Raw genomic sequence first — 20,823 nt, 5'->3', positions numbered from 1 at the left:
ATGAACATCAAAGATATTTTAATTGATGAAGAAAGTACTATGATAGAAGCAATGGAAGTCCTGGATAAAACATCAAAAAAAGTGTTGTTTGTTGAGGACGAAGGTCAACTTGTAGCAGCAATAACAGATGGGGATATCAGAAGATGGATACTGAAGAAAGGTAACCTTGATGCCAAAGTCAAGAATATTGCAAATTATAATCCTAAATTTGTATATGAGAAGGATAAGGCCATGGCTAGAGAGTATATGAAACAGCAGTTAGTAGAAGCTCTACCTATAGTAGATGAAAATAAAAAAATACTATCAATTAAAATGCTAAATGAAGAAGATATAGAGACTAAGAAAGAATTAAAAATTCCTGTTGTTATCATGGCAGGAGGACTTGGTACTAGGCTCTTTCCATATACAAAGATACTTCCCAAGCCATTAATACCGATAGGAGATATTCCGATTGCAGAGCATATCATCAATAGGTTTCATAGCTACGGCTGCAAGGACTTTTTCTTGATAGTAAATCATAAGAAAAACATGATAAAGGCTTATTTTAATGAGATTGAAAAGGAATATGCGGTCACTTATATAGATGAGGACAAGCCTCTTGGAACTGGAGGAGGACTGAGTCTTCTGAAAGGGGAAATTCACACTACTTTCATACTTTCCAATTGTGATATTCTCATAGAAGAAGACTATGAAAAGATGTATAAGTATCACAAGAAAAAGAATAATTTAATTACCATGATTTGCTCTATTAAGAATATAAAGATACCATACGGTGTAATTGAGATAGATGATTACGGTGATATAGAAAGTATGAAAGAAAAACCAGAGCTGTCCTTCTTTACAAATACAGGTGTCTACATAGTAGAACCAAAGGTAATTGAGGAATTGGAAGACAATAAGGATGTAGGCTTTCCGGATATTATTGAAAGATATAAGAAAGCCGGAGAAAAGGTTGGTGTATATCCAATCAGTGAAAACTCATGGATGGACATGGGTCAGGTTGATGAAATGGAAGAAATGATAAAGAAGTTGAGTTGTGATGAATAGAAAGTTACTTCTGATCGGCGGAGGTGGACACTGTAAATCGGTATTAGATAGCATTTTGAAAGAAAATCTTTACGCAGAGATAGGTATAATTGATAAAAAAGAAAATACAGGGAACTCAATATTTGGTGTATCAGTTATTGGCTGCGATGATGATATGAAAAAGCTTCATCAGCAGGGATTTACTCATGCATTTGTAACACTTGGGAGTATAGGTAATCCAAGAATGCGCATAAAGCTATTTGAGGAAATTGAACGTATTGGATTTGAAATACCTAATATTATTGATACAACAGCAATTATAAGTGAACGAGTAGATTTGGCCAATGGCGTATTTGTTGGAAAAAATGCCGTAATTAATGTAGGGTCGACTATTGGTAAAGGTGCGATTATTAATACTTCATGCACTATAGAACATGAGTGTGTTATAGGTAACTTTGCGCATATTGCACCGGGTTCGGTCTTATGCGGAGAAGTACATATTGGAAATTATACGCATGTTGGTGCAAGGAGTGCAATCAAACAACAGGTGACAATCGGATCTAATACGCTCATAGGTATAGGAAGTGTAGTTCTAAAAAATATTGCTGATAATGTAGTTGCATATGGTATCCCTTGCAAGGAGGTAAAAGCATAATGGGTGTATATATAATTGCAGAAGCGGGTGTCAATCATAATGGCGACCTTGAATTTGCAAAAAAATTGATTGAAAAGGCAAAAGAGGCGGGAGCAGATTGCATTAAATTTCAAACTTTTGTGTCAAAAAATATTGTATCAAAAAATGCATGTAAAGCGGATTATCAAAAACAGCAGACAAGTGTAGACGAGAGCCAATTAGCAATGCTTCGTAAACTAGAGTTGTCATTTAATGATTTTATTGAATTGAAAGAATATTGTAAGGTATGTAGGATTGAGTTCTTATCGACACCTTTTGATTTTGATAGTATTGATTTTTTAAAGAACCTTGATATGGCAATTTGGAAAGTACCCTCTGGTGAAATCACTAATCTTCCTTACCTCATTAAGATAGCCAAAACACATAAACCGATTATAATGTCAACTGGTATGAGTACAATGGATGAGATACAAGCAGCAATGAGTGTATTACAAGATAATGGATGTGGGGAAGTAACTCTTCTTCACTGTACAACTGAGTATCCAGCTCCTTATTCAGATGTAAACTTGAATGCAATGCAGACATTAAGAGAGAAGTTTAATGTTCCAGTTGGATATTCTGACCATACAAAAGGTATAGAGATATCTGTAGCAGCTGTAGCAAAAGGGGCAACAGTAATTGAAAAGCATTTCACATTAGACAGAAATATGGAGGGTCCCGACCATAGGGCTAGTTTAGAGCCACAAGAATTAAAGGCCATGGTTACAGCAATACGCAATGTTGAAGTAGCTCTAGGTGATGGTGTGAAACAGCCTTCACAGTCTGAAATCAAAAATATGGAAATTGCAAGGAAGAGTATTGTAGCTGCTAAGAATATTAGATGCGGTGAAGTATTGACAGAAGATAATTTGACAGTTAAAAGACCTGGTAATGGGATTAGCCCGATGCGATGGTTTGAAGTGCTGGGTCAAACTGCTGTGAGGGATTTCGAAGAAGATGAGTTGATTGAAATATGAAAACTAAAATTTGTATATTAACCGCAACACGAGCAGAATATGGACTTCTAAAACCTGTTATTATAAAGTTAATGAAAGTACCGGAGTTTGATGTGCATGTTGTAGTAACAGGGGCACATTTATCACCGGAGTTTGGGCTAACTTATATGGAAATAGAAAGGGACGGCATTCCCATTGATGAAAAGATTGAAATTCTATTGAGTGGTGATACTCCTACGGCAATTTCAAAATCAATGGGGCTTGCAATGATTGGATTTGCAGATTATTTTTCCCGTAAACAGCCGGATATGTTGGTAGTTCTTGGTGATCGTTATGAAACAGTAGCCGTGTGTTGTGTAGCAATCAATCAAAGAATACCGATTGCACATCTTTATGGTGGAGAAACTACAGAAGGTGCTGTTGATGAAAGTATCCGACATGCTATCACTAAATTAAGCTATTTACATTTTACTAGTACAGAAGAATATCGAAAAAGGGTTATTCAATTAGGAGAACAGCCGGATAGGGTTTTTTGTGTAGGAGCAATAGGCATCGAAAATATTATGCAAGAGAAACTGTTGACTAAAGCTGAACTAGAGAGATCTATTGGTTTTAAATTAGACATCCCCTACGCTATGATAACCTTTCATCCGGTAACACTTGAAGACAATAATTCGGCAGAACAGTTTAAAGAGTTGCTAGATGTATGTAGTAAACATCAAGAAATGAAGTTCTTATTTAGCAAAGCTAATGCTGATGCTCATGGACGTGTTATAAATCAGATGCTTGATACCTATGTAAAAGAGCATGATAACGCAATTGTGTTTGCATCGCTTGGAATGGTTCGATACCTGAGTGCTGTTAAACACAGTGCAATGGTTATGGGAAATTCATCAAGTGGTTTAGTTGAAGCACCAAGTTTTGGAGTCCCTACCATTAATATTGGTGATCGCCAAAAAGGAAGATTACAAGCGGATAGTATCATCAATTGTCAGCCAGTATTTGGTGAAATTGAAGAATCAATATCATTAGCGCTTACAGACGAGTTTAAAAATAAAGCAAGAAATACCTTAAATCCATATGGTGATGGTAATACGTCAGGGAAAATAGTAGGGAAGATAAAAGAGTGTTTACTTGGTGATAAAATCAATCTTAAAAAGAAATTTTATGATATTAAGTGAGGTGAGCTTAGTGAAGAATATTGCAATAATTCCAGCAAGAAGTGGCTCAAAAGGTTTGAAGGATAAAAATATCAAACTACTTAACGGGAAACCTCTAATTGCTTATACAATTGAAGCTGCTAAAGAATCCAAATTGTTTGATGAAATATTTGTGTCTACGGATTCAGAAAATTATGCAGAGATTGCTAGAGAATATGGGGCAAGTGTACCATTCTTGAGAAGTAAAGATCTATCATCAGATACAGCTTCTTCTTGGGATGTTGTAACTGAGGTTTTAAACATATATGAGGAAAAAGGGAAACAATTTGATAGTTTTGCATTGCTTCAGCCTACCTCACCTCGTAGAAAGGCTGAGAATATAATCAAAGCTTATGAATTGCTGCAAGTCAAACGTGCCAATGCTATTGTAGGGGTAACAGAAGCAGAACATTCACCTTTATGGTGTGGAATTCTGCCTGAGGATCAAACACTCGTAGGTTTTTTCAAGAATGAGAAGGCTAATCAGCAAAGGCAGAAACTTGAACCATACTACAGAATTAATGGAGCAATATATGTTGTGAAGACAGATTATTTCCAATCTACAAAAGATATATATGAATGTGAATGTTATGCATACGTGATGAGCAGAGAAACTTCTATTGATATAGATAATGCTCTTGACTTTGCCTTAGCCTCTATTATGGATAAAATTGTAGAGGGTGAGTATTAGCCGGTTGAGACTTCACCTTTATCAAAATTAAATAATTAGTAAGATACCTTTTTGTATTATAATTCCAACGGATAAAGTGGTCAATTATACTAATATAATAGATGTAACGTAACGTAGAGATGATTGTGAAGCCATTCTACTATGTAAGAAACCAATTCACAATGACGTACAATTAATCATAATCCACACAGGTATTACAAGTTATTTCATAATAATGTCTGAGGTTGCAAAACTGGTGCCAAAAATCGGGACCTTGGAAAAAGGTGTAGAAATCTTCGCCTTAGCTGTTAGAGAATCGGCTAAAATTAATTGATTTAGCGAAAAATTTGATTACACTCTTTAATTACTTTATTGATGGCATTGGTATAAAATATACTGGATTATGACTTGAATTAATCTTACCAAAGTACTACGAATGGATATTCGTTATTTTAATCTATTCTACTTGCATGTATATTATTCATAATTTAAATTCATCCTTTCGTTACTTGGCTTACTATTATTATCGCTCTTTTTTATTGTTAGCTTTAAGTATAAAGGTAGATTTTAAAGGTCCAGTGTTATTTAAACAACGAAGAATTGGAAGAAATAAAGTTGGATTTTATATTCTTAAATTTAGAACGATGAAAATTGATACACCAAGTGGTACTCCAACTCATCTTCTTCAGAGTCCAGAAAGTTATATTACAAGAGTGGGAAAATTTTTACGAAAAACTAGCCTTGATAAATTTCCTCAAATTATAAATATTCTGAAAGGGGAAATGAGTATAGTCGGTCCTCGTTCACCGCTTTGGAATCAATAGCGAAGAGATGGGAATTATAGAAACAATGTTATACAAGTGGAGAATAGAAGCTTGAGTAAATGGTGGTTCGACGCCAGTAGATGGAAAAGGTTCTGAACACTGGGGTAATGAAGATAAGTTACTAATTATGATGTGAGTGTACACCATTAATCAGGCGGAATTGGCAGAGTATTGCCGAACAAAAAAGCTTGTGTATCTGTCGGTATTAATTTGGTTCTCACGCTATTTTAGTGAAAAGATATAACAACATGTATTGGACTGCCGAGTACTAACCATACAATAATTAAAGCTAGCGCTCTTTTAGCAACATTCAAACACAGCTAATGAAGTAGAAAGGTTACCAATATGAAGAAAAAAATCATTTTGTGGGTAGTAGGAGTTATGGGTATTGTTGCAATTGGAATTGGGGTGTATGCGTACAACATATATTCGAACGTACAAAAAGCGTTGCATGAAGTGAATCAACAGTTAGATCGGAGTCAGTCCCCAAAGCGAACAGATGAAGTAAGTGTAGCACAAAAGAAACCTATTTCTATCTTACTAGCAGGTTATGATCAACGTCCTGAAGATACAGGACGATCCGATTCGCTTATGCTGATGACGTTAAATCCAACAGCACAATCTATGAAAATAGTTAGTATTCCTCGTGATACATATACAGATATCATTGGAAAAGGAACGAAGGATAAGATTAACCACGCCTTTGCATTTGGTGGGATGAATATGAGTGTGAACACGGTTGAAAACTTCCTCAATGTTCCTGTGGATTATTATATTGCAGTGAATATGGAAGGGTTTCAGGCATTTGTGGATGCCGTTGGTGGTGTAGATGTGAATAATGATTTAGATTTTACTGCTGATGGTACACATTTTGCTAAAGGTAATGTACATTTGGATGGCAAGCAGGCTTTGGCCTATACTCGAATGAGACATGAGGATCCGAACGGTGATTTCGGTCGTCAAATGAGACAGCAGAGTGTTCTACAGGCAGTCATCAAAAAAGGAGCAAGCGTTTCTTCACTTGCAAACTATGGGACAATTCTCACTGCTATACAACGAAATGTGAAAACGAATTTAACACAAGATGATCTGTTCAAAATACAAGAAAACTATAAAAATAGTCGAAATAATGTGGAACAGATTCAATTAAACGGTGAAGGCAAGATAATGAACGGCATTTGGTATTATGTCGTAAGCGATCAAACAAAGGCAGATCTTTCGAAAAAGTTGCGGAATCATTTATCATTACCGGCTCAATAGGAAGGGGCAGGCTACCGTAATCTGTCTTTCATGATGGAAAATTATTGGATAACTAATTGAGTAAAGAAAACAAGACATGTATGTGTTGTTATTTTTAAGTACTCCATAGGGTTATAGATTGAAAGAGAAATGGTACATTAAACCGAATCATTCGATAGCTTGTTGTGTAATTAAAAAATGGATTGTTTGGCCGTTAAAGGCATACCAAAATCGTGTACAGATACTGCTTTATTGGGTGTTAAATAATATTCAGTTTTTTGGATTCTTTTAATTGCCGGGTTCTACATTTTTTAGCTGCCCTAAATACGGAACTATACTAACTCCATAGAATTAAAGTATCATTGAGAGTAGGGGAGGAACATATGCAGAATAAAAACCGGTTAGTTGAGTTAGATTCTTTAAGGGGATTAGCATCATTGACTGTCGTCATGGGACACTTCACAGGTGTATATTCTATTCTATTAACTACACAATATCTAGGATTTAAAAATATAATTGAGTGGTTAAAGTTTACCCCTTTGCATATAGTTTATGCTGGTCATGAGGCTGTGTTGCTATTTTTTATTTTAAGTGGTTTTGTATTAACATTACCATTTTTACATCGTAAGCAACAAAAGTTTATACCATTTATGATAAAGAGGATATTTAGAATTTATACTCCAATTATTGTTATGGTATTAATTGCTGTAATTGCTAAAAAATATTTTTATGACAACCTTGGCTTTAAGGGCTTATCTGATTGGATTAACTTAAAATGGAGTGATCCAATCAGTTTTAAAATGATATTCCAACATGTTACTTTAATCTTTCAACCTGATTTTGAATATGGATTAAATCCCGTTTTATGGTCATTATCTCATGAGGTACGTGTTTATTTTATTTTACCGTTCCTTGTACCATTAATTTTAAAGCTAAATTGGAAAACAAATTTTGTAATATGCGGTGTATTGTTAATTATAGGAGCTTTAATAAACAAAGTAACACACATTTATTTGTTCGGATTTGATATAACTGTAATGTACATTCCAGCGTTTATAATCGGGATAATGCTGGCGAAATATAGAGATATCATTAAAGAATTCTATATCAAACGATTAAATATAAGTTTTAAAATAGCCTTAATATTAGTTGCTGTATTGTTATACACGTATACGTGGTTATTTCCAAACTTAAAGATTCTTCATAATACTATTTTTAATGAGGGTTCAATCATGATTGGGGCAAGTTTATTCATAGTAATTGCTTTAAGTTCAAAAAATGTGTCATCTTTTCTTTCTAAACCTATTTTGGTGTTTTTCGGAAAAATTTCGTATAGTTTGTATTTGTATCATTTTGTGGTATTGTTATCATTTTTATATATTCTTTATAATACAATTTCGACTTGGATGATATTAATAATTGCTTTTTGTGTTTCATTAATTGTTTCATACTTATCTTATAAGTATATAGAAACTCCATCGAATCAATTAGCAAGAAGAATAGTATCAAAATTATCAAAAAAGGGAAGCCAAGTAAGCGTAAAAGATTTAGTTATATAATAACAATAAAACAGAGTCACTATTTGTCAAGATAGTTGTCGTATTTTTCCATTTTTTAATTAACTACCGCGCAATACTTGATAGGGGTAAAAGATTCATCGATCGTTAAACCCAATTGTTTCGCTTCGAGGATTAAGTGTAACCAATCTTCATCAACTTTAGTTTCATCATAATTTATGAGTAATTCTCTTGGTTGTTTCAGCAGAACCCACTTCATTCTATCAAAGTATAAATATAAAAAATAATATAATATACGTATTTTAAACTATTAAACTGAATAAAAATCGAACAAATTAGAGTTGGAATTGTATGTTTAGTTTACATATATATGAATAAATACACTGGCAGATTTTCTTTCCGTCTGCCAGTGCAATAAAATGAGAGGCAGGTATCCTGAAGTATAGGTGGCCTGCCTTTTCTCATCCTCTACAACTTGGGCTGTTCTCCGAATGCCCGCTTCGAATAGTAATCCACAATGCCTAACTCTCCAAAGGTGTCAATAAAATCTTGGCTGCGCTTTGTCTTGGAAAATGAGGGTATCGATATGTTCGCTCAGCCGATAGGTAACCCTTGAGTTCGTTCGACCAAGTGGAGCGAGGCAATCATATTGCCATTTTCTTCGTAGGAGTGTATGAAAATTCCTATATCTTTGTTGTCGTATCGTTAGCAAAGAAGTAATCTGCCTTTTCTAAGACTCCCACATCCCAATCATCGGGCTTTTTAAACGGAACACGTTTTTATTTATTTCATTCAATCCCCTTCCTTAAAATGAACTTCGACACAATTGTGACATAATAACTAAATTTACATAAAATTCAACAAAGGTCGTTCTTTTTCACGATTTTCTGTAAGGAAATTTGTTGTTTTATAGTGGGGACTTTCTTATTTTCATAGTTTTTGTCATTTTCTTGTTTTCTTTCAATCTTAATAAATCAGAATATTATATTTTATAAATGTAAAAGAAATAAGCGAGTTATAGCAGTATTTAAAATCTACATACTAAATTTTAAATGATAGACTAGCATATAAATAATAAATGACCGTATCTTAACAAGCGGGTATTTGATGATCATCAATTTAAATTATTTCGGCACAACGTTCGAGTTCTTATTTTCATCTATTTCATTCGTACTATTTTGTAGCTTATATTTTTTGTTCGCAATAGATTGAATTAACATTTTTTCTATGTGTTCTAATTTTTCAAAGGATTGAACATCTTGTGTAATATATCGAACTGTTTTTTTAATTGTTTTTGGAAGATTGTCGAATGATTTCATATTATTCACTCCTTTAGATAAATTATACTATATATGACATATGATCGAATAGATTCTTTAATTATTGTTTTATGTTTGTTTGTGGCAATTAATAAATGGGTCTTACGCACTTCTGGTAATACTTTAGAAATAGAAGCAAGCCGGCTAAGCGTAATTATCTCGTAAATCTAGTACAGAAGAAACCAATTTCCATTTTAATTGCTGGGTATGATCAGTGCCAAGGGGATTTTGGTCGTTGAAGTTGTTTATGCTGATGACATTAAGTCCTAGTATGCATTCGATGAAGCTTCTTATCATACCCGTGATACCTATATGGAAATAGTTGGCGAGGGAACGACAGATCAGATTAACCATGTGTATACTGTTGGTGGGATGGATATGAGTGTGAAGATGGTGGAAAACTTGCTCAATGTTCCAGCGGATTATAAAAGAATAAATGGTGAAAGAAATATGATGAATAGTGTTTGGTACTATATTGTATCTGATCAAACAGGAGAGAATCGAAAAGGTTGCTGGATTATTTAGCGATATCTACGTAATAAATAGGATATGGAGGACAATGTTATTAATAGCAGAAACAGATGAAGTCTCTCCTCTTTTTTATATATCGAACGCTACGATAATGGAATCGTGAGGACCTTCTAATCTTAGAGGTTATTTTTTGAAAGGAGGTTCTGCTTGTTTTTATTTGTATTTTTTCGGAAAAATGTTCGGATTTCATCGATTGTTAAGCCCAATTGTTTAGCTTCGAGGATTAAGTGTAACCACTCTTCATCAACTTTGGTTTCAGCATAATTTATGAGTAATTCTTTCGGTTGTTTCAACAGAGCTCACTCCAATCCGCAAAAGTATAAATATAGAATATTTTAATGTATGTATATTAAACTATTAAACTGAATAAAACCTGAACAAATTAGAGTTAGAAGTGTATGTTTAGTTTACATATATGTGAATACATACACTGGCAGATTTTTTTCTGTCTGCCAGTGTAATAAAATGAGTGGCAGGCATCCTAAAATATAGGCGGCCTGCCTGTTCTTATCCTTTACAACTTGGGCATTTCTCCGAATGCCCACTTCGAATAGTAATCTACAATGCTTAACTCTGCAAAGGTGTCAATAAAATGTTGGCGCTGCTTTTTGTCCGGGAAAATGAGGGTATCGATATGCACGCTCAGCCGATAGGTAACTCTTGCAGTTTGTTCGATCAAGTGGAGCGAGGCAATCATATTGTCATTTTCTTCATAGGAGCGTATGACAATTCCTATGTCTTCATTTTCATTAGCAAAGAAGAAATCTGCCCTTTCTAAGACTCTGACAGCCCAATCATCTGGCTTTTGAAATGGAAGCACTTTTTTATTCATTTCATTCAATCCCCTTTCGTGTTTAAATTTCAACGAAATTGTAACATGGTAACTTTATTTACAAAAAATTCAAAAAAAAAAAAAAATGAACGTACTTTTTCGCGATTTTCTGTGAGGGAATTTGTTGTTTTTCAGATGGGATTTTCTTATTTTCATAGTTTTTGTCATTTTCTAGTTTTCTTTCAATAGGAATGGTGTTATATGTCTGTGCTTTCTACTCTTTTTGTATGAGGAAAACCCTACTTGAGAATACATGATTAGTAGTGTATGGTGAAGATATTGGTATTATTTTTACATAATCTTTTTCATGTTCGGTTGGTATATGCGTTTTAATAATGGAAGGAGACGAGGGTATGATTTTAGTAGTAGGCGGTGCCGGATATATTGGCAGTCATACAGTTAAAGAGTTGTTAGATCAAGGTCATGAAGTAGTCGTATTTGATAATCTCTCCACAGGTCACAGAGAAAGCGTGGATGAAAGAGCGATTTTTGAACAAGGGGATTTAAGCAAGCAAGCGGATTTGGATCGTGTGTTTTCGACATATTCGATAGATGCTGTGATGCATTTTGCTGCGTTTAGTCTTGTCGGAGAGTCTGTAAAGAGTCCATTAAAGTATTACAAGAATAATGTAGCGGCTACGCTCTTGTTGCTTGAGAATATGATGAAGTACAAGGTGATGAACTTTATTTTCTCATCAACTGCTGCGACATATGGCATTCCTGAAACAGATTTGATTACGGAGTCGACGAATACAAATCCAATTAATCCGTACGGCCGCTCGAAGCTGATGATTGAGCAAATGGTGAAGGATTTTCATGATGCGTACGGTCTTCATTATGTTATTCTTCGCTACTTCAATGCGGCGGGTGCACATGTGTCAGCTGAAATCGGCGAAGATCACAGCCCGGAAACGCATTTGATTCCGCTCGTGCTCCAGCATTTGCTTGGCAAACGTGAAACGATTGCGATTTTCGGAACGGATTATGATACGCCGGATGGCACATGCATCCGCGATTATATTCATATTACTGATCTTGCCGAAGCACATATTTTAGCGGTGAAGAGCTTGCTGGACGGAACAAAAGAGGGCGAAACGTATAACCTTGGGAACGGAAAGGGCTTTTCCGTGAAGGAGATTATTGAAACGTGTGAACGCGTGACAGAACGAAAGGCTAAAGTCGTGCTTGCAGATCGACGCGCCGGAGATCCTGCGCAGCTTGTGGCATCGTCGGATAAAATACGCAGGGAACTTGGCTGGGAAGCGAAGTTTTCTCTAGAGGCGATTATTAAGACGGCTTGGAACTGGCATAGCGGGCATTTGGATGGGTATGGGAAGTAACGGATTGGGATAACGATGGAATAAAAAATAGGCTCTTCTTACCTTGATAGAATTCAAGGTGGGAAGATCCTATTTTTTTAGGATGTTAGTTCGATTCTACATTTACACTTTTTCTTTTCCACAATATGCGTGTGTCAAGATAATAGGTGATGGCACCGACTACGACAAGTATGCCAGAGTAAGTAAGGATGACATTCCATATACTACTTCCTCCGCGGCCCTCTCTGCTATGTCCTCTTGGACCATCAAATTGTCCGTTTGCTGGGGCTGGGGGTTGGAAATTCCCCGCTGCATCGCCTCCTGGTGGTGGTCCTTGAAAGGAAACGGGTGGTTTTTCTCCGGTTGGCGCATTGGTACCAACTGCTTGATTGATCGAACTAATTCCAAAGAGTATACCAGCTACGAGTACGATGGTAACGCCCCCTCTTACAATCAGTTTTCTTCCTTTTATTTTCAGCATTTTTTCCCATACATCCGCAATCCATTTGGCGTGAAGGCCAAGGTGAATCCCGACGATTGCAATAGTAAACTTAGCGGCGAGATCGTGTATCTCGCGAACGGCATGTCCATTTGAAACCCCTAGATTCGGAAATAAATATTTGGAAATCAGAATCCCTGTAACAATAATCGTAGCCATTGAAATGAGCAATACTAGATTTAATAAATAGCTAAAGCGCGTTCTAGAAGGGAGCTTCTTGTCCATCATTTTGACCGTTACATTCCGGATCCAGCGGTTATTTAGTAATAGATGTACGAGGAAGGCGGCCCCAATCGCTACGCCTGCGATTTCGTGAAATGCAATTCCCCCAAGTACCCTTGGATTCATGAGTAGGATAAAGGTAAGCGCCATGAGTATATCGAGTGATAGTCTCACATAGTTTAGTTTCTTCAAACAAATCCCTCCGTCTTGTTTCTTGATAGTTGTAGTATGAGGGATTTGTCTTAAGTAATCCTTAAGTTTTAGGAGGAGGTAGGTACTATTTTGTTAGATATATTGGATGATGTATTGGCTTTTATCTAGATAGCTGTATCCCATATTTATTTAATTTTGAATAAAGTGTGGTACGCGAGACTCCTAGCTTCTTTGCTACTTTACTCATATTTCCATTCGTTTCTTTTAAATATAATATAATCAAATCTTTCTCAGAATTTACAACGTCCACAATTGTTTTTTGTTTTGTCGTATCTTCATTTGTTTCAAGAATAGATAGCGGAAGGTATTCGATGTCTATGACGGATTGTAGCTGAGAAATGTAGTACATTCGTTCTACAATATTTTCTAGTTCTCTTATATTGCCGGGCCAGTAATATCGCGTCATTGCTTCTAGTGTAGGGGTAGAAAAGTACTTTCTTGTATTATTCTTTATATTTAGTGCTTCTAAAAAATGCTGCGACAATATTTCAATATCTAGCTTTCTTTCACGTAAAGGTAAGAGATTCATCTGAAATACATTTAATCGGTAATAGAGATCACTCCGGAATTGTCCTGTATACGCGATTTCTTCCATCATATTTTTACTTGTCCCTGCAATAATTCTTACATCAATGGGTAGAGATTGATGATCGCCTACACGCGTTATTTTTCTCTCTTGCATGAACTGAAGGAGTAATGCCTGTGCTTCAATTGGCATGTCTCCAATTTCATTAAAATAGATGGTTCCTCCTTTTGCGGATTCAAATAGACCTGGATATTCTTTGTTTGTATGTACATCGATGTACCCAAATAATTCTGTTCGAATGGTATCCATGGATATTGCTCCGCAGTTAATCGTAACAAAGGGTTTCTCCCTTCTATTGCTTTCATTGTGAATCGCATTCGCAAATAAGTCTTTTCCTGCACCATATTCTCCTATAATCAAGATATTTGAATCTGCTTTCGCAAATGTTTTTGCGAGATTGACTGTCTGTAAAAATCCTTCATCCATTCCAACTATATGATTGAAGGTAATGTTACTTTTTTTCACTTCTTGGTTTTCTTGAAACCCTACTTTTGAATGGTTTATATAAATATGATAATAATCATCTAGACGTTCCGAGCGAATTTCAAATATGCTATCTTGAATTCTTCTCCGTAAGAATGACCCCATTGGTTGATTTACAATATTCGTTAGAGTACTAATAATAGTCTTCATTTCAGGTAACTGTGATTCTAATACATATTTAGCAGAGTCATTTGAAAAGATAACCCTTTTGTTATGAACAATAAGAAAACCTTCTGAATGTTGATTTGTTACTTGTTTTAATAACTCTCGATAAAGCTTGCGTTTCCTTTTCTCCGAATCTAGTAGAATAAACTTCTGTAGTAGTATATTGATCAATTGAACAACATGCTGAAATGCATCCTCTGTATGTTTTTCTTTCTCTATGATGGCAATCATACCTAGGACTCCGATGAGTCTTTTTCCTTGAAAGATTGGGATACCAGCAGTGATGGTCCCTTCCATTAGAGGTAATTCATGACGACCTCCATAAACAATTTGAATTTGTTTTTTTATTAAAGCATTTCCAAACCCATTTTCTCCTTTTTGTTTTGTTGTCCATTGCTGACCGATGGCCAGTATCTGATCTAGTCGTTCCTCATTCATTATTGTATTGGTTGAAAATAATTCAATAATGATCCCATCTGCATCTATAAGAATTAGGGGGTAAGAAGTATGGTGGGAAAATTCACTGAAAAAGCTAATGTATGTATGCCATTTATTTTTTCTGGCATTTAATTCTTTTGTGCAAATAGATGAACCCGTATGGGGAGTATCTTGCTTGGTAGATTTCATTAGAGAGTGATAGTTTTCATCAAAATTAGATAAGAAGGGGATTGGAATGATTGGTTTTGCGGATTCTACTAATATTTCAAAGTTTCCGCTACTAGACACGCGTGCAATACGAGAATATTGCCATAAATGATGATTACTTTTATCAAATCTTACTAAACCTTGTGGAGCTTGGAAACTCGTATTATAGAGTGCTTCCCGAAGGATTGGGGTCTCGAATTGCTCTATTTTACGGAGTGCAGCAGCTAGTAAGTGTATGCTATTATATGAATTTTCCATAACGGAACTAATTACCTCTGATCCGTAAAGGTTGTAATATTCTCTGACAAATGCCTTATTTTCTATCGTGTCAACCGTCTTAAAGTATGGAAAGGAGGAATAGTGATTTTCTGCATATTTACTTCCCATTTCATGTATCTCCGTCTCTGCAGTAATAGGACTACAAATCGGCTGCTTTAATCCCAATTTATAATATTGCCCGTAGAAATGAATCACACTATCCCCAATAAGAGTAGAAAATATAACATTTGGATTTAGTTTTTTTATATCTGCAATATAATGTTGAAAATCCTTTGTACCAATCGGTGCATAAGATTCCCCTACAATGTTTCCTCCATTATTTTTAATTAGTTTATGAACATGTTTGTTCGTTTCACTTGGGAAAATATAATCTGATCCGATTAAGTAGAAAGAAGATCCGAGATTGGAAATAATCCAAGGAACAAAGAATTGTAGTTGCTGATTTGGAAGAGCGCCGGTATAGAAAATATGATCAGATTGTTCGCCGCCCTCGTATAAAGTGGGATAGATAAGAAGAATATTGTGTTTTTCTAATATAGGAATTAGTGCAATTCTACATGCAGATGTATAGGTTCCTACAAGAATGATGACTTGATCTTCCGTAATTAATTTTTCGGCTTTTCTTTTCGCTAGGTAAGGATCGGATTGTATATCCTCGATAATTGGCTCAATCATCATCCCTTTCACTCCGCCCCGTTCGTTGATTTGTTTCATTGCAAGTAGCGCTGCTTGATATTGTCCTATTTCTGTAACCGCAGTACTTCCTGTCAAAGAAAACAAAAGCCCAACTTTAATAGATGATGATGGCATAATCTTTTACCCACCTTCCATTGAGGTTAAATGATGTGTACACATGTGAACACTTTAGAACAATTTGTTGCCTTTATATTAACACATTGTCCACCTATATTTTGTTATTTGTAAGATTTTCTTACATATTGTAGTACATGTAATGACAGTGCCAGTATGCTTTACATGTACCAAGTACATGAACAAGGAGGGTAGGTAAAAGTAGTGCCTGTAGTGGATAAAATTCATGGAGAGGTAAACGAATTCTATGTATTAAATTAAACAAGAAGAATAGGTGGTGTCGGTCAATATGCAACAAGCTACTGTAACGAAAAAAACAAAAAGAACCTTTAATTCTTGGGTTAAGAACCCTGTGTTAGAAGATTATGCACTCCGTTATGCTCCTAAATCCTTTCGGACATGGAGCGAATTCGCTGTAGCGAGTTCAGCGATTGGTGGCCTTGCATTTCTTGCCGATTTTGCTATTGGAGGATCACTTGCCATTTCCTACGGATTTTCTAGTTCGTTCTGGGGGATTCTTGTAGCTGGATTAATCATTTTCCTTACGGGTATTCCAATTGCTTACTACTCATCAAAATATAATATCGATATGGACCTCCTAACACGCGGCGCTGGTTTTGGTTATCTCGGTTCAACGTTAACATCTCTTGTTTATGCCTCGTTTACCTTCATTTATTATTCGTTAGAAGGTGCGATTATGGCACAAGCCATAAAACTTTACTTTGGCATCCCCCTTGGTATTGGCTATCTGATTGGAGCTTTAATTATCATTCCAATGGTTATGTTCGGAATGACATTCCTTTCACGCATGCAAGTATGGACCCAACCGATTTGGTTAATTTTAATGGTTGCTCCCATTATCGGGATTGTTATAAAAGATCCAACATCAATATCGACTTGGACCAACTTTGTTGGTAAATCGACTACGGGAGCAGGATTTAATCCGTTATTCTTCGCAATGTCTACAGGGGTTGTCTTATCTCTCATTACCCAAATTGGTGAACAAGCAGATTATTTACGCTTTATGCCGGATCAAACGAAACAAAATCGTCGTAAATGGTTATGGGCAGTTATGCTGGCTGGTCCAGGCTGGATTATTTTCGGTTCCTTCAAACAATTAAGCGGCGCATTTCTTGTTTCTTATATTGCACCAGCTGTAGGGTTGGACGTTGCAGGTGAACCGATTCAAATGTTTACACAAGCATTTGGGCAGTTTATTCCGGGGACGTTTATTGTTCTCTCTGTCGCTACTTTCTTTGTTTTGTTATCGCAAATTAAAATCAATGTTACAAACGCCTACTCTGGCTCCTTATCTTGGTCTAATTTCTTTTCTAGATTGCTTCATGTTCACCCAGGTCGTGTCGTTTGGCTTTTCTTCCAAGTTGGAATTGCGATTGCGTTAATGGAAGGCGGCGTATTCGGTTTTCTGAATAGCATATTAGGATTCTATTCCAATATTGCGGTGGCATGGATTGGTGCGATTGTATCCGATCTCGTTATCAATAAAAGTCTTCTAAAGATTAGCCCATCGTATATTGAGTTTAAGCGGGCTCATCTTTACAATTTTAATCCAGTTGGTTTTGGATCGATGATCATCGCTTCTATCGTATCGATTGTGGCCTACTTCGGAGCATTTGGGGTATATTTACAAGCTTATTCACCTTTTCTTTCCCTTGCTTTAGCTTTTGTACTTGCACCTATTATTGCGATTGCAACAAAAGGTAAGTATTACATTGCAAGAGAAAATCCAATTGTTGAAACGGAATTCAAAGCACATGTCGCGCAAGGTCAAATTCATGTTCACGCCGGAGACGAATTAACTTGTTCTTCCTGCTCGTACGATTATGAACACGAGGACATGACGTACTGCCCTTATCACGGTGACATGATTTGTTCCTTATGCTGTAGCTTAGAGAAAGATTGTCATGATATGTGTAAACAAGAAAAGGCTTAATATACAACTACCTACAAGGTTTACTTCTTGTAGGTAGATAGTTAAATAGACTTTGGTTATTCCCCGTTTAACGGGATAACATACACATATTTAAATAAGAGGAGGAATTTATAATGGGAAGTATTGGAAGTATGACGAAGCCAGAGGAAGGGTTTTTAACGGCAATGATTCAATATCCAGTGCCTGTTGTAGAATCAAGAGAGGATATTGATCTACAAATTGCCCAAATTGTAAAGACTCTTCATGCAACAAAGGCAGGGTATCCAGGGGTTGAATTAATTGTATTCCCTGAATACAGTACGCAAGGTTTAAATACAAAAAAGTGGACCACTGATGAATTTTTATGTTCCGTTCCTGGTCCTGAAACGGATACCTTCGCAAAAGCCTGTCAAGAAGCGGAAGTATATGGTGTCTTTTCTATTATGGAAAAGGACCCTGAGGGCGGGGCACCTTATAATACAGCGATTATTATGAATCCACAAGGTGAGATTATTTTAAAATATCGGAAACTTAATCCTTGGGTTCCGGTTGAACCATGGCAAGCTGGAAATCTTGGTTTACCAGTATGTGAGGGACCGGGCGGAAGTATTCTTTCGGTTTGTATTTGTCATGATGGGATGTTTCCTGAAATTGCAAGAGAAGCAGCCTATAAAGGCGCCAATGTTTTGATTCGGATTTCTGGTTATAGCACACAGGTGAATGATCAGTGGATTCTTACAAATCGTTCCAACGCTTGGCACAATTTAATGTACACGATGTCTGTTAATCTAGCAGGATATGATGGTGTATTCTACTACTTTGGTGCAGGCCAAGTTTGTAACTTTGATGGTACCACAATTGTACAAGGCCACCGTAATCCATTTGAAATCGTTACGGCTGAGATTTATCCGAAGCTAGCGGATCAAGCACGGAAATCATGGGGGCTTGAAAATAACATTTATAATCTTGGAACACGCGGATATGTCGCAACGCCGGGCGGGGTAAAGGAGAATCCATATACCTTTATTCGAGATTTGGCGGCCAATCAGTATAAGCTTCCGTGGGAAGATGAAATCAAGATTAAAGATGGATCGATTTATGGATATCCGGTTGAGGATAAGGTGAAGGCTTGATGGGGTGAATGGTGAGTGTAGTAGGTGTGGCGAATCGTGTCGATATTTGTAGAATGATAATAAATCAGGGATTTCGATAATAAACTGCGCTGTTTCGATAATAAAGGGGTCCGTTTCGATAATAAAAGGGTCATTTTCGAGAATAAATAGTCTGAAACCTAGGAAAATGACCTACGTTCTGTAAAAGTTACTTCCGAAAAGAGGGGTTCTCCCCTTTTCGGAAGCAAATATTATCACTTAATTTGGAAAGGAGCACCATTTCGATGAGACAAGGAGATATTTCAAGCAGTAATGATACAGTAGGGGTAGCGGTCGTTAATTATAAGATGCCGCGCCTGCATACGAAACAAGAGGTAATCGAAAATGCGAAGCAAATTGCAGACATGATTGTAGGGATGAAACAAGGACTTCCTGGTATGGATTTAGTCGTATTTCCTGAATACAGTACAATGGGAATAATGTATGATTCAGACGAAATGTATGCAACAGCAGCAACTATACCGGGAGAAGAAACAGCTATTTTCGGAGAAGCATGTAGAAAGGCGAACACTTGGGGTGTGTTTTCTATAACGGGTGAACGCCATGAAGAGCATCCAAATAAAGCTCCTTACAATACGATTGTTCTCATGAATAACAAAGGGGAAATTGTTCAAAAATATCGAAAAATCATACCGTGGACACCAATTGAAGGGTGGTATCCGGGAGATACAACCTATTTAACGGAAGGGCCAAAGGGGATTAAAATTAGTTTAATTATTTGTGATGATGGGAACTATCCAGAAATTTGGAGAGATTGCGCAATGAAGGGAGCAGAGTTGATTGTTCGCCCGCAAGGATACATGTATCCAGCGAAAGAGCAGCAAATTATGATGGCGAAAGCCATGGCTTGGGCGAACAATACGTATGTTGCGGTGGCAAATGCAACAGGATTTGACGGCGTATACTCTTACTTTGGTCATTCTGCAATAGTTGGTTTCGATGGACACACATTAGGAGAATGCAGCACAGAAGAGTATGGAATTCAATATGCTGAATTGTCTGTATCCCAAATTCGTGATTTTCGTAAACATGCACAATCACAGAATCATTTATTTAAATTATTGCATCGTGGCTATACAGGGATCATTAATTCTGGAGATGGCGACCGCGGGGTAGCGACATGTCCATTTGATTTCTATCGTACATGGGTAATGGATGCAGAAAAAGCACGAGATAACGTAGAGAAAATTACAAGATCAACGATTGGTACCGCTGAATGTCCTATTGAAGGTATACCGAATGAAGGGAGTCTGAAAGAGATAGGGATATAAGAATCTATTGTAATTGGATATAAGATGGATGGAATTACGATAAATGATGCTGTGGAAGGAAAATGAAACGATTGTTTCAGAAGTTCGTGGAAATCCCAGTAGTAGAAATGAGCCGAATTGATGAAGGGAAAAGGGAGGTATCCTCTAACGGGATACCTCCCTTCTTTTGCGTTGCATTTCGATTATGCAATTTTTTTCTATCTCATTCAGTATCAATTCTACCTTCTGCAATGTAAATAAATTTAATATAGTTATATAATGTTTTGAGGTTGAAATGGCTTGTTTATTCGTTATAAAGTATTTATAATAGGGAATATATTACTTTAAAGTTATTTACTATTTTAGTTTGCATATTTGTATATATTAAACAAAGATGTCCAATATAAGAAAGGCAACAAACTAGATTCTAGTATTGTTCTTAATAAGAAACTTTAATTTCG

General features: G+C 36.2%; 17 protein-coding genes and 2 pseudogenes. 14 read left to right on the top strand and 5 right to left on the bottom strand.

The window, feature by feature from the left end; all coding sequences use genetic code 11:
- The 9 genes and pseudogenes from ACAN53_RS13280 (at position 1) to ACAN53_RS13240 (ending at position 8,146) form a co-directional block, all read left to right on the top strand.
- The gene (locus tag ACAN53_RS13280; protein WP_379970594.1) at positions 1-1,047 is read left to right on the top strand and encodes a sugar phosphate nucleotidyltransferase; all 1,047 of its coding nucleotides are present in this window, start codon (positions 1-3) and stop codon (positions 1,045-1,047) included.
- On the top strand, positions 1,040-1,681 hold the full coding sequence (locus ACAN53_RS13275; protein WP_379970593.1) for an acetyltransferase: 642 nt from the start codon (positions 1,040-1,042) through the stop codon (positions 1,679-1,681). Before ACAN53_RS13280 ends, ACAN53_RS13275 begins: the two co-directional genes overlap by 8 nt.
- A complete protein-coding gene (gene neuB / locus ACAN53_RS13270; protein WP_379970592.1) occupies positions 1,681-2,676 on the top strand; it encodes an N-acetylneuraminate synthase in 996 nt (331 codons plus the stop codon). The genes ACAN53_RS13275 and neuB overlap by 1 nt, the downstream gene beginning before the upstream one ends.
- Positions 2,673-3,836: a UDP-N-acetylglucosamine 2-epimerase gene (gene neuC / locus ACAN53_RS13265; protein ID WP_379970591.1), complete on the top strand. Its 1,164-nt coding sequence runs from the start codon at positions 2,673-2,675 to the stop codon at positions 3,834-3,836. The genes neuB and neuC overlap by 4 nt, the downstream gene beginning before the upstream one ends.
- Positions 3,837-3,846: 10 nt before the next feature.
- Positions 3,847-4,545, top strand: a complete 699-nt coding sequence (locus tag ACAN53_RS13260) for an acylneuraminate cytidylyltransferase family protein (protein ID WP_379970590.1) — start codon at positions 3,847-3,849, stop codon at positions 4,543-4,545.
- Between the two features lie 133 nt (positions 4,546-4,678).
- Positions 4,679-4,858 carry a polysaccharide biosynthesis protein gene (locus ACAN53_RS13255; RefSeq protein ID WP_379970863.1) on the top strand — a complete coding sequence of 60 codons (180 nt, stop codon included), beginning with the start codon at positions 4,679-4,681 and terminating at the stop codon, positions 4,856-4,858.
- Positions 4,859-5,020: 162 nt separating this feature from the next.
- Positions 5,021-5,345 (top strand): annotated as a pseudogene (locus tag ACAN53_RS13250) (sugar transferase); the annotation flags it as partial.
- Positions 5,346-5,693: 348 nt separating this feature from the next.
- Positions 5,694-6,608 carry a polyisoprenyl-teichoic acid--peptidoglycan teichoic acid transferase TagU gene (tagU, locus tag ACAN53_RS13245; protein WP_379970589.1) on the top strand — a complete coding sequence of 305 codons (915 nt, stop codon included), beginning with the start codon at positions 5,694-5,696 and terminating at the stop codon, positions 6,606-6,608.
- A 362-nt stretch (positions 6,609-6,970) separates the two neighbouring features.
- The gene (locus ACAN53_RS13240; protein WP_379970588.1) at positions 6,971-8,146 is read left to right on the top strand and encodes an acyltransferase family protein; all 1,176 of its coding nucleotides are present in this window, start codon (positions 6,971-6,973) and stop codon (positions 8,144-8,146) included.
- Between the two features lie 1,082 nt (positions 8,147-9,228).
- Here the strand turns inward: ACAN53_RS13240 and ACAN53_RS13235 are convergent.
- Positions 9,229-9,423 (bottom strand): LytR family transcriptional regulator, encoded by a 195-nt coding sequence (locus ACAN53_RS13235; RefSeq protein ID WP_379970587.1) that lies wholly within the window; start codon positions 9,421-9,423, stop codon positions 9,229-9,231.
- 309 nt (positions 9,424-9,732) lie between these two features.
- On the opposite strand from ACAN53_RS13235, the pseudogene ACAN53_RS13230 reads away from it, so the two are divergent.
- Positions 9,733-9,948: pseudogene (locus ACAN53_RS13230) on the top strand (hypothetical protein); the annotation flags it as partial.
- A gap of 122 nt (positions 9,949-10,070) precedes the next feature.
- Here ACAN53_RS13230 and ACAN53_RS13225 read toward each other — a convergent pair.
- Both ACAN53_RS13225 and ACAN53_RS13220 read right to left on the bottom strand, forming a co-directional pair.
- Entirely contained in the window at positions 10,071-10,247 is a 177-nt protein-coding gene (locus ACAN53_RS13225) for an anti-repressor SinI family protein (RefSeq protein WP_379970586.1), read from the bottom strand.
- A gap of 221 nt (positions 10,248-10,468) precedes the next feature.
- Positions 10,469-10,786, bottom strand: a complete 318-nt coding sequence (locus ACAN53_RS13220) for a hypothetical protein (protein WP_379970585.1) — start codon at positions 10,784-10,786, stop codon at positions 10,469-10,471.
- A gap of 353 nt (positions 10,787-11,139) precedes the next feature.
- On the opposite strand from ACAN53_RS13220, the gene galE reads away from it, so the two are divergent.
- A complete protein-coding gene (galE, locus tag ACAN53_RS13215; protein WP_379970584.1) occupies positions 11,140-12,126 on the top strand; it encodes a UDP-glucose 4-epimerase GalE in 987 nt (328 codons plus the stop codon).
- An 85-nt stretch (positions 12,127-12,211) separates the two neighbouring features.
- Here galE and ACAN53_RS13210 read toward each other — a convergent pair whose 3' ends face one another.
- Both ACAN53_RS13210 and ACAN53_RS13205 read right to left on the bottom strand, forming a co-directional pair.
- Positions 12,212-13,018, bottom strand: a complete 807-nt coding sequence (locus tag ACAN53_RS13210) for a DUF4405 domain-containing protein (RefSeq protein ID WP_379970583.1) — start codon at positions 13,016-13,018, stop codon at positions 12,212-12,214.
- Between the two features lie 121 nt (positions 13,019-13,139).
- Positions 13,140-16,007 carry a transporter substrate-binding protein gene (locus ACAN53_RS13205; protein ID WP_379970582.1) on the bottom strand — a complete coding sequence of 956 codons (2,868 nt, stop codon included), beginning with the start codon at positions 16,005-16,007 and terminating at the stop codon, positions 13,140-13,142.
- A 289-nt stretch (positions 16,008-16,296) separates the two neighbouring features.
- Here ACAN53_RS13205 and ACAN53_RS13200 point away from each other — a divergent pair, with 289 nt between their 5' ends.
- The 3 genes from ACAN53_RS13200 (at position 16,297) to ACAN53_RS13190 (ending at position 20,383) form a co-directional block, all read left to right on the top strand.
- Complete coding sequence (locus ACAN53_RS13200) at positions 16,297-17,961, top strand: purine-cytosine permease family protein (protein WP_379970581.1); 1,665 nt, start codon at positions 16,297-16,299, stop codon at positions 17,959-17,961.
- A 113-nt stretch (positions 17,962-18,074) separates the two neighbouring features.
- Positions 18,075-19,073, top strand: coding sequence for a formamidase (locus tag ACAN53_RS13195; protein ID WP_379970580.1), 999 nt, complete (start codon positions 18,075-18,077; stop codon positions 19,071-19,073).
- A 263-nt stretch (positions 19,074-19,336) separates the two neighbouring features.
- Positions 19,337-20,383: an aliphatic amidase gene (locus tag ACAN53_RS13190; protein ID WP_379970579.1), complete on the top strand. Its 1,047-nt coding sequence runs from the start codon at positions 19,337-19,339 to the stop codon at positions 20,381-20,383.
- Positions 20,384-20,823: the final 440 nt, after the last annotated feature.

Origin of the sequence: Ectobacillus soli (assembly GCF_042610425.1) — a bacterium.
Taxonomy (GTDB): Bacteria; Bacillota; Bacilli; order Bacillales; family Bacillaceae_G; genus Ectobacillus.
This window is presented reverse-complemented; position numbering and strand designations above follow the sequence as displayed.